This is a genomic window from uncultured Pseudoteredinibacter sp. (assembly GCF_947502065.1).
Classification (GTDB): Bacteria; Pseudomonadota; Gammaproteobacteria; order Pseudomonadales; family Cellvibrionaceae; genus Pseudoteredinibacter.
Genome location: NZ_CANMYE010000004.1, coordinates 79,588 through 93,382 on the forward strand (window position 1 = coordinate 79,588; position 13,795 = coordinate 93,382).

The 13,795-nt window shown below is 46.1% G+C and carries 7 protein-coding genes; all 7 read left to right on the top strand.

What is annotated here, in order from left to right; translation table 11 throughout:
* The first annotated feature begins 13 nt into the window (after positions 1-13).
* The 7 genes from Q1A41_RS11985 to Q1A41_RS12015 all read left to right on the top strand — a co-directional run bounded on the left by Q1A41_RS11985 (position 14) and on the right by Q1A41_RS12015 (position 13,674).
* Positions 14-253: a type II toxin-antitoxin system ParD family antitoxin gene (locus tag Q1A41_RS11985; RefSeq protein ID WP_299979097.1), complete on the top strand. Its 240-nt coding sequence runs from the start codon at positions 14-16 to the stop codon at positions 251-253.
* The gene (locus tag Q1A41_RS11990) at positions 253-552 is read left to right on the top strand and encodes a type II toxin-antitoxin system RelE/ParE family toxin (protein ID WP_299979100.1); all 300 of its coding nucleotides are present in this window, start codon (positions 253-255) and stop codon (positions 550-552) included. The genes Q1A41_RS11985 and Q1A41_RS11990 overlap by 1 nt, the downstream gene beginning before the upstream one ends.
* 237 nt (positions 553-789) lie before the next feature.
* The gene (locus Q1A41_RS11995) at positions 790-1,647 is read left to right on the top strand and encodes a hypothetical protein (protein WP_299979103.1); all 858 of its coding nucleotides are present in this window, start codon (positions 790-792) and stop codon (positions 1,645-1,647) included.
* An 89-nt stretch (positions 1,648-1,736) separates the two neighbouring features.
* Entirely contained in the window at positions 1,737-3,290 is a 1,554-nt protein-coding gene (locus Q1A41_RS12000) for a DNA polymerase Y family protein (protein ID WP_299979105.1), read from the top strand.
* 351 nt (positions 3,291-3,641) lie between these two features.
* Entirely contained in the window at positions 3,642-6,734 is a 3,093-nt protein-coding gene (locus Q1A41_RS12005; RefSeq protein WP_299979107.1) for an error-prone DNA polymerase, read from the top strand.
* A gap of 190 nt (positions 6,735-6,924) precedes the next feature.
* Positions 6,925-10,116 (top strand): sensor histidine kinase, encoded by a 3,192-nt coding sequence (locus tag Q1A41_RS12010; protein WP_299979110.1) that lies wholly within the window; start codon positions 6,925-6,927, stop codon positions 10,114-10,116.
* A 330-nt stretch (positions 10,117-10,446) separates the two neighbouring features.
* Positions 10,447-13,674 (top strand): ATP-binding protein, encoded by a 3,228-nt coding sequence (locus Q1A41_RS12015; protein WP_299979113.1) that lies wholly within the window; start codon positions 10,447-10,449, stop codon positions 13,672-13,674.
* Positions 13,675-13,795: the final 121 nt, after the last annotated feature.

Genomic DNA, 13,795 nt, shown 5'->3' on the forward strand with positions numbered 1-13,795 from the left:
AAAGGTATTTAACATGCCCAAGAATACAAGCATTACTCTGGGAGAGCATTTCGATAGCTTTATTGCTCAGCAAATTGATAAGGGGCGGTATGCCTCGGCCAGCGAGGTGGTGCGCGCGGGTTTGCGCTTACTGGAAGACAATGAGCAGAAGATTGCCACGCTGCGCCAGTTACTCAAGGAAGGGGAAGATAGCGGCAGTGCTGAATATAGCTACGAAGAGCTGATGCAAGAAATGGATGATGAGCTTAGCTAATGGCGGCATTTAGCTTAAGCCATAAGGCCAAGGCCGATTTGAAATCGATTTTGTCTTACACCCAGAAAAAATGGGGACGAGAGCAGCGGCTTATTTACGCCAAGCAATTCGATCTAAGCTTCCATAGGCTGGCCGAAACACCAGAAGCTGGTCACAACTGTGACCATATTAAAACCGGCTATCGAAAATTCCCCTGCGCCAGCCATATTATCTTCTATCGCTATATACCTCAGGCTGGAATCCAAATCGTTCGAGTGTTACACAAGCGTATGGATGTGCACCTCCAACTCGACGCATAAACGATGGGCAGCGCTGTAAAGCCCATGTTTTAGCATAGCCACCTGATTACATACCTTCCGCCACAGATAGATTACCCATCCTCACCCTCCAAAAACCAAAGCCCCCATTTACCCTCTGATGCCAGGGCACTTGCCATTTGCCCAAAGTCAGATTACTGTATAAACATACAGTATATTTTGATTGGAAAAATTAGCCCGATACAGCCTATACGCAAAAGCCCCGTGAGCAAGAGCACCATGAACAAGAGCACCGCAAACCCAAAGGCCAAGCCTGCCGATAAGCCGCTGAATGCGGCGCTGCTGCAGGAATTGCAGCAGCGCCAGCAGATCTGGCGGGCTAGTGAGCCCTTACCTATTGCGAAGGGTGTTACCGCTGAGTTAGAGCCTAGTCGCTACCCTGAGCTGGATAATGCCTTAAACGGTGGGCTGCCTAAGCAGGGGCTGATGTTGATTAATAGCCTATTTGCCCTAGGTGAGATTCGCCTGCTGCAGCACTATTTGCGCCAGCGTTTGCAGGATCGCTTGCTGGCGATTATTGCTCCGCCACAGCAGTTAAGTAGTGATGCCTGGGCGGCGATGGGCATTAATATCGATCAGCTGCTATTGATTAGCGATACCCAGCGCGATGAAAGCCTTTGGAGCGCCGAGCAGTGCCTGCAAAGCGGCCGCTGTGCAGCGGTATTGCTGTGGGAGGAGCTATTACAAGAGGGCAAATCGCCAGACCGGCAAGGCAAAAAGCGAGCAGTTACTAACCGCCAGGGGCATATTAATAGGCCTGCTAATAGATCGATTAACAAGCCCATCAATATGGCCGAGGCCAAGCGCCTTAAGCTGGCCGCCGAGGCGGGCTCTAGCACCATGATTGTATTTAGAAAGCCCCATAGCGCGAAGCTGGCCGCCGATTTACATATCGAGCTGGAAGCCAAGCCCCGAGGCCTATGCCTGCATATTCCCAAACGCCAAAGGGGCTGGCCGCTGCGTAATATCCATATCGATTTCAGCCGCGATTGGCCAGAGCTGTGCGTGCCCAAACGCCCACAAAATGTTATCTCGCTTGCCGGTAAAAGACAGGCTGGCAAACAGCGGGCCCACTAACATCAGGGCCCTCAATACTATGCCCCTAAATAATAGGCCCCTAAATAATAGGCCCCTAAATAACAGAATCATCAACAATAGGCTTTTGAATGCGCTGGCTTTATCTGCACTTTTATCAACTGCAACTGGATCATCTCTACCGAGAAGAGCAGCTGGTGGCTGATGAAAAAGAAGGTCAAGCAGCCTCTAAAGCTACATCTCAAACTACAGCTCAAGCCACAACTCAAGCTTTTTCTCAAGCGACTATCATCGTCGACGGCCAAGGTAATGAAGTCTGCCAAGCCTGCGAACTGGCCCAGCAACAAGGTATACGCTTAGGCATGGGCCTGGCGGCGGCCATCGCCATGCAAGCCAAATTGCGCGTACTGGATTACCGCCCCCTATTAGAACAAGAGCTACTGCAACAACTGGCCGAGCAACTCTACCCCATCAGCGCCAACCTAGTACTGCAAGCCCCCCAAGGTTTACTGCTCGAAATTCGCAGCATGCTGCGCTATCACCAAGGCTTAGAAAATTACTGGCAACACATCCAACAACAACTGCAGCCCCTGCATTACCACTACGCCAACGCCCACTCACCCTGGGCCGCACAACTACTGGCACGCAACGGCTACCAACAACTGCTCGCCGATACCCCCGAAGGGCAACAAAGCCTAGAGCAAAGCCTAGCCCGCACCCCCTGCAGCAGCCTGCCGCTAAAAAAAAACAGCCTAGAAAGGCTAAGCAGCTTAGGCATTCACCACCTAGAGCGCCTACTCAAACTACCCCTAAAAGAAATCAGCCGCCGCTTCGACGAAGAAATGCTGCTGTACCTCGGCCGCCTAAACAACGAACTGAAAACCCCTTTAGCCTATTACCAACCCACAGAAATATTCGAACGCCAGCTGCAACTGTTTTATGAAATTTACGATAGCGAAACCCTAAGCAAACCTATCACCCCCTTGCTAAAACAACTGCAAGATTTTTTGCAGCAACGCGATCTACAAGCCCAGCAAGTGGATATACAACTGCAACTGCGTGATAGCGAAAGCCTAAAGATAGAACTGCGAGCCATACGCGGCGAAGAAAAAGCCGAACGCTGGCAAGCCCTACTCAAATTACGCCTAGAGCGCCTAGAACTCCCCGCCCCCGTAGAAGCCATCAGCCTGCGCTGTGAAAAACATCAACAACGCGGCCAAGAACACGCCGAACTGTTCAGCCAACACCAAGGCCGCCTAAGCCAAGAACAACTACTCGATAGCCTACAAGCCCGCCTAGGCAAAGAACGCATCCACTTTCTACAAGCCGGCAACAGCCACATCCCCGAGCACAGCCAACAACTGTGCAACAGCGCAAATAGTTCTCAAGGCACTTCAAAAGACAATTTACAAAACAACCCACAAGACAAAAAAGGCAGCAGCAAAAACAACACAAACTTGCCTCTACCCGAAGGCCTAAGACCCAGCTTTTTACTTGAAAAACCTCAGCAACTGCAAGAAGAAGTCCTACTCTTCTACGGCCCCGAACGCATACAAAACCCCGGCTGGAATGAAAAACAAAACTGTGAGCGCGACTACTTCATCGCCCGCAATCAAGAAGGCCGCTGGCTATGGCTTTATAAAACGCCTAACAAACATTGGTATGTGCATGGGTATTTTGCTTAAAAGGGGGCACTGTTCCCTCGCATCCAGCGCTCCACAGCATTTGTGCATCCATGCACGGCACGAAAGACGACAAAGGTTAGACGTAAAAAGTTAGATGTGAAACAAAGATAACAGTAACTACTACAGCAGGTAAAAGGTGGGGAGGGGCTTACGAAACAATAAAGAGCGAGCGCCGAATGAGTAAAAAAGACTCGCGTCTTTTTGCGAGGCTTTTTTAGGAGAGAGGGAAGCCTGGAAGGCCGCCGATCGTTTCGTAAACCCCTCCCCACCTTTTACCGATCGACAAGCACCAACTAAACGCCAACACAAACAACACAAACAACACAAACAAAGGAACACTAAAACACCCTCATGAGCTACGCCGAACTAATGGCCCAATCGAACTTCAGCTTCCTCCAAGGTGCCTCACACCCCGAAGAACTCGTTCGCCGCGCCGCCTTCCTAAACTACGAAGCTATCGCCATCACCGACGAATGCTCCCTCGCCGGCGTCGTACGCGCGCACCACTGCATAGAACAAGAAAAGCTCAAACTCAAACTTATCATCGGCAGCTACCTACGCTACCAAAACGAGCTCGAGTTAATCCTAATTTGCCCCAACAAAAACGCCTACAGCGAACTCTGCCGACTTATCACCCACGCCCGCCGCCGCGCAGAAAAAGGCCAATACCAACTCGACCCCTGGGATATCCGCAGCCTACAGCATTGTCTCATCCTGTGGCTGCCCTTAGAGGTGAACCCAAAGCGCAACAACACACAAGATAAACAAAACCAACACTACAATGATCACTGGGGAAAATGGCTAAAACAAGCCCAAGCAGAACGATTATGGCTAGGCTATCGCCGCCAACTAAAAGGCGGCGAGCACCATAAAATACAATACTGGCAAACGTTGGCCGAAAGCCTAGAGCTAGAAACCTGCGCCTGCGGCGGCGCCCTCATGCACAGCCCCGAAAGACAAGCCCTGCAACATATTATAAGCGCCATTGATAGCGGCAAACCTGTTAGCGAGCTGGGCCGCGAGCTAAGCAGCAACCGCGAAGCCTGCCTACGCTCAATAGAAAAACTGCACAAATTGTTCCCCGAAAACCATATCAACAACGCCTTAGGCATCGCCAGGCGCTGCCACTTTTCCCTGCGCGAACTTAGCTACCAAAACCCCAGCGAACTAGTCCCCAAAGGCCTAAGCGCCATCGAACATTTACGCCAACTGGTCGCCCAAGGTTGTGAGTTTCGTTTCCCAGAAGGCACCCCCCAAGATATTCAAACCATTATCGATAAAGAACTTAGCTTAATAGAAGAGCAGCGCTACGAATATTTTTTCCTGACTATTTACGATATCGTGCAGTTCGCTAAAAAACAGAAAATTTTATATCAAGGGCGCGGCTCGGCGGCTAACTCCATAGTTTGTTACTGCCTAGAAATTACCGCCGTAAACCCCGCTAAAATCTCCGTACTGTTCGAGCGTTTTATCTCCAAAGAGCGCAACGAACCACCCGATATCGATGTGGACTTTGAAAGCCAGCGCCGCGAAGAGGTGATTCAATATATCTACCAAAAATACGGTCGCGAGCGCGCTGCCCTTGCAGCCACCGTGATTACCTATCGCCTAAAAAGCGCCCTGCGCGAAGTGGGTAAAGCACTGGGCTTTGCCGAAAGCCGCATGGATTACTTTATAAAAAATATTAACCGCCGCGACAGCACCCCCTGGCCCGAGCAGCTACAAGAGTTGGGCCTAGATTTGCGCAGCCGCCAAAGCCAGCAGCTGGTGAAATACGTCGAAGAGCTGCGCGGCTTCCCTAGGCATTTATCCCAACATGTGGGCGGCTTTGTGATTGCCGCCGGGCCACTGCATCACCTAGTGCCCGTCGAGAATGCCGCTATGGATGAGCGTACCGTGATTCAGTGGGATAAAGACGATTTGGAATCGCTGGGTTTATTAAAAGTGGATATTTTATCCCTGGGTATGCTCAGCGCCATTCGCCGCAGCTTTGATCTAATTCAAACACGCTACCAGCATCGCTATAGCATTGCCGATATTGGCTTGCTGCCCGAAGATCCCCAGGTATATAAAATGATTCAACAGGCCGATACCGTCGGCGTGTTTCAAATTGAATCCCGCGCTCAAATGAGCATGCTGCCGCGATTAAAACCCAAGAATTATTATGATCTCGTAGTGCAAATCGCCATCGTACGCCCTGGCCCCATTCAAGGCGATATGGTGCACCCCTATTTAAAACGCCGTAACGGCGAAGAAAAAGCCGATTACCCCTCCGAGGCTCTACGCTCAGTATTGGGCCGCACATTCGGCGTGCCTATTTTTCAGGAACAGGTGATACAAGTAGCCATGGTGGCGGCCGGCTTTAGTGGTGGCGAGGCCGATCAATTACGCCGCGCCATGGCGAGCTGGAAAAAAACCGGCCAGCTGCATGGCTTTCGTAAAAAGTTAATTGATGGCATGAACGAGCGTGGCTATCAAAGCGATTACGCCGAGCGTATTTTTAATCAGATACTGGGCTTTGGTGAATACGGCTTTCCCGAATCCCACTCGGCCAGCTTTGCCATATTGGCCTACACCTCAGCCTGGTTAAAATACTACTACCCCACCGAATTTTGCTGCGCCTTGCTTAATAGCCAACCCATGGGTTTTTACAGCGCCGCCCAGCTTATTCAAGATGCCCGCCGCCACGGTGTAAAAGTATTACCCGTTTGTGTGCAAGCATCTAATTGGGAACACAGCATAGAAGATGGCAAGCTGCGTTTAGGTTTAAAACAAGTAAAAGGCTTAAACCAAAAAGCCGCCGAAAAAATAGAACAACAACGCCCCAATAACCTGCAAGAACTACAAGCTTTAAACCTACACCGCAACAGCCTAGAAGCCCTGGCCAGCGCCAATGCCTTGCAAAACTTCAGCGAGCATCGTTTTCAAGCCCGCTGGGATAATGCTCTACACAAACCCACTAAAATACGGCAGGTTGATTTGATTGGCGAAGCCGAGGGGCATTATCAATTAAGCTTCAAGCCTAATAAAGAAGAGGACATGCTAGAAGATTACCGCAGCCTAGGCCTAAGCCTAGAGCACCACCCCATCACCCTATTACGGCAGCAAGGTTTATTTCAGCACTACCCCAATGCGCAAAGCTTACATCAATGCCGCAACGGCCAAATCGTGCAAACCATCGGTCTCGTCACCGGCCGCCAAAGCCCGGGCACCGCATCGGGGGTTACCTTCGTCACCTTAGAAGATGAATTTGGGCAGATGAATATTATTGTATGGGCAGCAACCGCCAGAGCCCAGAAGAAGCCCTATTTGCAGGCAAAGATTTTGGAGGTAAAGGGGATTGTGGAGCAGGCTTCTGGAGTGACACATATTGTGGCAGGGAAGCTGGTGGATCATAGTGATTTACTGGGGCAGTTGAGTAGTAAATCACGGGATTTTCACTAAGTGGCTTCGAAATGAGGGGCTGCAGGCTCACCCAGAATCGGGCCCATATTGTTAATTCCACTAATACGAATATGGATATTTGTGGTGCTTAAATCGACATACAACAATAAACAACTATTCTAAATAGTAAAGGTATGATTATTTTAAAGCAACAGCAGAGACCAAGCTTTTGTTCAAGTTCAAGATATACGTGGTGCTATATGCTCTTTTACTGGCCTCTTCAGCTCTGAGCACAACGATAAAAAAAGAACGCTACCATATAAAAGACGAACGGCATTATGACGAGCTATTCAACAAAGCACAGCTGCTAGTCCAAAGCTTACCTAGTCAAAGTGCTTCAATCACTGCGTACAGCATAGCAGAAACAAACGACGGGCGAATATGGATAGCAACCAGCCTTGGCTTATATTGGCTGGATGGGTTGGGTAAAAATGATGCGGTAGACTCACTAGGTAACAGTTTAAACTCAAACACACCTTCTTTAAAGATAATCAAAGCCGATAAAAATCATGGCCTTTGGATCTATCACGAGAATAAAGTTTTACAATACTATCACAGCAAAGAAAGATGGTTAAAAACGTATAACACAGAAGAGAACCTTGAAATCACAAGCATTGATGTAGACGAAGCTAACAATTTGCTCATTGCTAGCAATAAGGGGCTGTACTATACCAACGCGCTAAAAGACAACATTCAACCCCACCCTCTTAGTGCAAGCAATAAAGCAATAGAAACAATCCACATTAAAGATAATCGAGTTTACTTTCAAGAAGGTAATAATATTGTTGCCTTGAACCTAAATAACAGCAAAGCCACTCTTGAAACCAAAGGGAGGCTTAACCACATCGCATCGTCAGTTTTAATAGACAAAGAAGATAACATCTGGATCACCGCCAAATCAAAAGGACTCTATAAAATAGACAACAATGGCAAAACTCACAACATCAACATCACAGCAAATTTCACTAAAGTAGTTCAAACAAAAGATAAGAAAATATGGGCTTCGACTCAAAGCACAGGGATACATATTTATGACCCCAATAGCCATAATTTATCCAATACAATCAATTACAACCCGAAGCAAAAAACGTCACTAACACTATCATCTATCTACGATATGTACCTTGATAGCAATGAACTACTTTGGATCTCTGGAAGCCCCCATTCAATCAACTACATAAACACAAGAAATAAAGCTTACCGCAATATATTACACAACACCGAGAACAACAACGCACTACTGAGTAACAGCATATATTATATTCTAGAAAGCAGCGACAAAAGAATATGGGTAGCTTATAGCGATGCAGGCATAGGTGTTACAGATAAAAAAGGTGAAATAATCGCAAGCTACAAGGATCAGTTAAGTGCGCCAGGGGTATACGCTTTAGCAGAGGATAATAATGGTGATATCTGGGCAGTTGTTGGAAGTGGATCACTCAACAAAATTGATCCTAAAAGCCATACTGTGGACACAAAAATACATAATAAAAACCCAAACCATGGAAAGTTATTCAACATTATTTTTGATGAAGAAGAACGCCTATTTACTTCAGGAAACAAAGGTATATTTCTTTACGATAAAGAAACCAAAACACTTAGATCAATAGACATTCTATCGTCAAAAAAACCAAGTTCTATAAAAACCGCACACTCATTTATGGACACATCAGGCAACCTATGGTTTGCCGGCAGGCAGTACATGGCTGTCATCCCAAAAGGCGCAAGTGATGCCATCTTGGCTTGGCCTCCAGAAAATACAGTCTCACAGGATAATACCCCCCTAAGGTGGGCATTCCCATCATCGAGAAATGGAGCCTATGCCATCATAGGCAAGGTATTACACAAACTTACGATCGACAAAAAAACTAAAGAAATAGATATCTCAAAAATACCTACAGACGATACAATCTCTGGGCGATTCTACGAGATAGATGGCAAACTAATGGCCTCCCATAGGCATGTCGATCTATCAACAGGAAAAGTTAAATTACTGAATGAATCGGATGGCATTATCCCCAAGATAGATCGATATTACGCTAGCGAAAAACTATCTGACGGAACTCTTTTACACGGCAGTTCAGAAGGCCTCATACTATTTAGGCCTTGGCTACAACAAGAATGGACGCACACCCCAAGTGTACAGATAAAAAAGATAACCGTAGCCGACAAAGAACAAACGGCGCCTTATAGCGAAATCACTATACCCGCCAAACAAAACAGAATAACGTTTTATTCATCGGTTCTGGATTATAGCTACCCCAGTTTAAATCGCCACGCCCATAGACTATTAGGGTACAGTGACAAGTGGATTGAACAAGGCTCTGAGGGCCAAAGGGTAAGCTACACAAACCTTGATCCAGGTGAATACACTATGGAATTTAAGGGCTCTGGTAAAAATGGTAAATGGAGCAATAAAATAAATCAGGTAAAGATCAAAGTGCTACCCGATTGGTTTGAAACCCTTTGGTTTAGAAGCATGCTGGCCATTGCATTCATTATTGCAATGCTAATAATCTACCGCTGGAGAACCAGGCATTTACACGCCCGTCAAATTCTACTAGAAAACCAAGTTGAAGATCGAACAAAAGAGCTCAGCAAATCCCTAATACAGCTTAAACAGGCACAAAACCAGCTAATAGAAAGCGAAAAACATGCTTCGCTAGGTCGGCTAGTACGTGGTATCTCACATGAATTAAACACCCCCATTGGCATTGTTAAAACAGCCTCAAGTGGCCTCATTGATAACTCTAAAGCCATTTATAACAACTTTCTTCAAGGAAGCCTATCACCAGATTCCCTTAAAGCCTACCTCGAAAAGATGATCAACAGTGGCGATCTAATCGAATCTAACATAGATAGAATGTCAGCAATAAACCAAAGCTTTAAGGCAAGCTCTTCGGATGAATACAGCCATAAAGCAAGCGATGTAAATATAAGAGATCTTATAGATAAAATTATTCTCTATGTACAGGCTCATCTAGATGAAAAAAACATTTCTACAAAAATCACTATAGATGAGAGTCTTAACATCAGGACAAATGCAGAAGCCCTTCAAAATGTACTCAAAGAGCTACTTACTAATTGTATCGACCATGGCTTTGGTGAAAAATCAGATACAAATCTGATAACAATAAAAACATCTCGCTGGAAAAATATCGGGATAAAGATACTCATTGTTGATAACGGCAAGGGAATGAATGAAGAAACAAAGAGTGAAGTCTTTGAGCCCTTTTATACAACATCCCCATCCCCACACCACAGTGGCCTGGGCCTACACTCGGTATTCAACTGGGTAACACAAATACTACGTGGCCAAATTAGCTGCCGCTCGAAATTGGGATCAGGTACTTGTTTTATACTGCTACTCAAAAATCTCTAGCGTAAATTTATCACCATATATCACGCAAGCAGATTTCCCTTATTGGCTTACAGCTCGTAGGCACCGCAGAGCAAGTTTCAAGAGTCACCCACGTAGTGGCCGGCAAGTTAATTGATCACAGTGATTTATTGGGGCAGCTCGGCAGTAAATCCCGGGATTTTCCTTAGCCGGTTTCACTCAGCCTTTGAAATATGAGGAGCAGCCTATGGCAAAGAGGCGAGCTTAAAGGCTACGGGTGATGTTACATCTAAACCTTGCGATTTAGCGCACTGGGCTATAATTATTTAACAAAGTAAAAAACATCTTAAAAATAAGCATTAGGATTGTAATATGCCGCCTGTCAGCCGAGTATCCTGTCTATTGCTGTGTATTTTACTTGTCGCCTCAAACGTTAGCGCCAGTACCGGCGATATATTCTCCTTAGGCTTGCGAAAGTTTGAAAAACGCAGCGAAAAAGCCCTTGCCAGAGGCTTTGAAACCATAATAGAAGCCCCCGACGGCCAAATAATTATTGGCGGCCAAGTTGGGCTTTATACCTATTTTGGCGATGAGCTCACGCCGATAAAACTACGAAATAAAGAGCACGACGAGAAACTTTCCCTTACCTATATCGAAAAACTGCGCATTGATGGCCAACAGATGCTCTGGGTATTTAGCAAATCCGATGGTGTCTTCAAAATTAACTTAAACAACCGCAAATCAAATTACTACCCACCATTTGAAAGCAAGCCACAAACGAAAACGCATATTAGCGATGCCCATTTCGATGGTGAGCGCATTACAGTTATCACAAAGCACGGCCCCTTTGATTTTAATCCAGATACCAAGCAGTACACACCCCAACTCATTAATGCACCCAAAATACGCGAAGCATCACCGGTATTTACCCTGCTTGAACCCAAGCCGCAACGCCCTGCGATGCTCATCTCAGCCGAACACGGGCTATTGATCTACAAAGATAAGCAATGGCAACAATACCCTGTAGGCCATGAGGCACACCAAGCATTCGCAGAGCAAGCACCTATATTTGCAATAATGGATTCAAATGAAAATATATGGTCCACCAGTCATTCTGGCCCTATCCATCGACTCAAAGAGGGAGGCATTGAAAAACTAGCCTTGCCACATGAGATGGCTATCCACATATTGGAGTTTAACGATGAAATTTGGATTCCCACCTTACGCAGTGGCATCCTTATTTTGGACAAATCTACAGGCAAACTTAAAGAGCATATAAAGGCCGATCAGAAGGTCGAACACAGCATACCGGAAGACGATATTGTTCAATTGCTTTTAGATCGATCCGGCATGCTTTGGATTGCTAGCAAATTCAAAGGGCTTTGGGTTCATAACACCCAAAACAAATCGATTCGTAGCCTATTAACTTCCGACGATCCCAAGCTAGGGTTATTAAGCAATCGCCCGATAGAAGTTCTCGAACGTAAAAATGGCGACTTATGGGTTATTTATATAGGTAAAGGCATAGATGTCATACGCCCAGGGCTGGGTATCGTTGAAAGGTTTGAAATTGGAAAAGGTAATCATCAACTCAACAGCGGCAGCGCATGGCTGGGCGAAACCAGTAAAGGCACTATGATCGTAGGTGCCATCAAGTCGGCACCACAAATCTATAATGAAACCGACAAAACATTCACAAGCATTAACGTCCCCCCAGAGCTTTCGGGCAAGGGGAGTTATGTTGGTTTTATCGATCACAAAGACCGAATTATTGCCTCCTATCCCGAATGGTATCAGTACGATATTAATGAAGAACAGTGGCAGAGCTTATCGGCTCATGCTCATGATGGTGAAAGTAAACTCGGCTTTGGCCATTATTATAGTGACAGAGATGGCGCGCTCTGGGCCAGCGACAATACCAGTATTTTCAATATAGATCTCGATAACAATACCGTCAAAAAACTACGCCTACACTTGGCCAATGGGGTAGAGCCTCAAACGGGTTCAATTTATGACTTTTTAGAGGATGATACAGACGGACTCATTATCAGTAGCACCATCGGGTTTTTCCGTCTTTCCAAAACAATCAATAAGGACAAAGTGCAGGTAACAGAACTTCCTCTGCTGGATGATATAAGCTCGCTCGGAAACATCCCTACCCTACATAGCTGGCAAGGCAATCAGCATTGGAGCCCAGCACTAAGCTACAACTCCGCCACAGGTCAAGCCACTGTTTTAGGCGCCGCCTACGGACAAAAATTTGAGGGAATTTGGTATGGGCGCACCATTAAAACACGCGATGGCACATTAATTAGCCCTGGGCCAAAAGGCCTCTCCTTACTTAAACCGCAATTGTTCGAAACCTGGGAATACCAACCCCCACTTATAATCACAAAACGTCGAGTAGCTGGCGAGGATAAGGTGGCACCTTACGGTGATATCCATGTACCACCTGAGCGTAATTTTTTCAGTGTATCGTTCATTGCCCTGGATTATTCGGCAAAAAATACTAGCCAATACCGCTATCGCTTAGAAGGCTTTGAAGACGATTGGCACCTAGGGGATGCTTCCATGCTTGAAGCAACCTACACCAATATTCCGCCAGGAAAATACACCCTCAACATTCAAGGAAGCAATCGCCTAGGACAGTGGAGCCCACTCGATCAGCGCATAAACGTTTACGTTGCATCAGCATGGTATCAAGAAACATGGTTTTACTTGCTATGCCTTCTAGGCGCCCTACTGAGCATATACCTATTAGTTTTGGTAAGAACCAGACACTTAAAACAAAGAGAGCGAGAGCTATCCCAGCAAGTTCAATTGCGCACTCGTGAGCTAGAAGCTTCACTTATTGAACTGAAGGAAACCCAAGGCGCCTTGGTCGAAAGTGAAAAACACGCTTCATTGGGACGGCTTATTTATGGCTTGAGCCATGAAATAAATACGCCCCTGGGCATTATAACCATGAGTCAATCTATGCTCGGAGAAGGGATTAGTACGCTACAGACAGCCATACAAGACAAAGATTTACAAAATAATTATAAACGTATGTCTGCATCTCTTGAATTGGCACAAAGTAATACCAAGAAAGTCAGCAAACTCATGGAGACCTTCAAGCAAATTTCTACCAAAGAATTTAGCGATGAAAAAGTAGACGTTAAAGTTCGCGATGTGATCGAAGAAGCGTTTTCAATCAGCAGTCAAAGTAAATTTGATATTAATTGTTCGATAGAATGCGAAGAGAATATGACATTCATCAGCAATCAGGCCATTCTACGTGATGTATTAAAAGAGCTGATCGAAAATAGCATCTATCACGGCTTTGACGGCGCTCCAAGTGAAGACGCTTATATTAAGGTGACAGCAACACTGACAACACAACTCGCGATTAGCATCCAAGATAACGGTTGCGGAATGAACAGCGAGGATGCTAAACGTGTGTTCGATCCATTCTTCAGCGCCGGTCACAAGCAAGATCATATTGGTCTAGGCCTGCATATTGTTTACAACAAAGTTACCCAATTACTCGGGGGCAGCATACAATGTCAAAGCTCGGAGCAGACTGGATGCACCATGATTCTAGAGATACCCAATAAATAAAAGTGTCAGACCAAGGTAATCCGTTTTTTAGCGTTAAGTAGCTTTAATTTAGACCGGCCAGGTTAAACATATAAAGGTTGAAAATGGGGGCAGCCCCGGATTATTTCTATGCCGGGGTCAG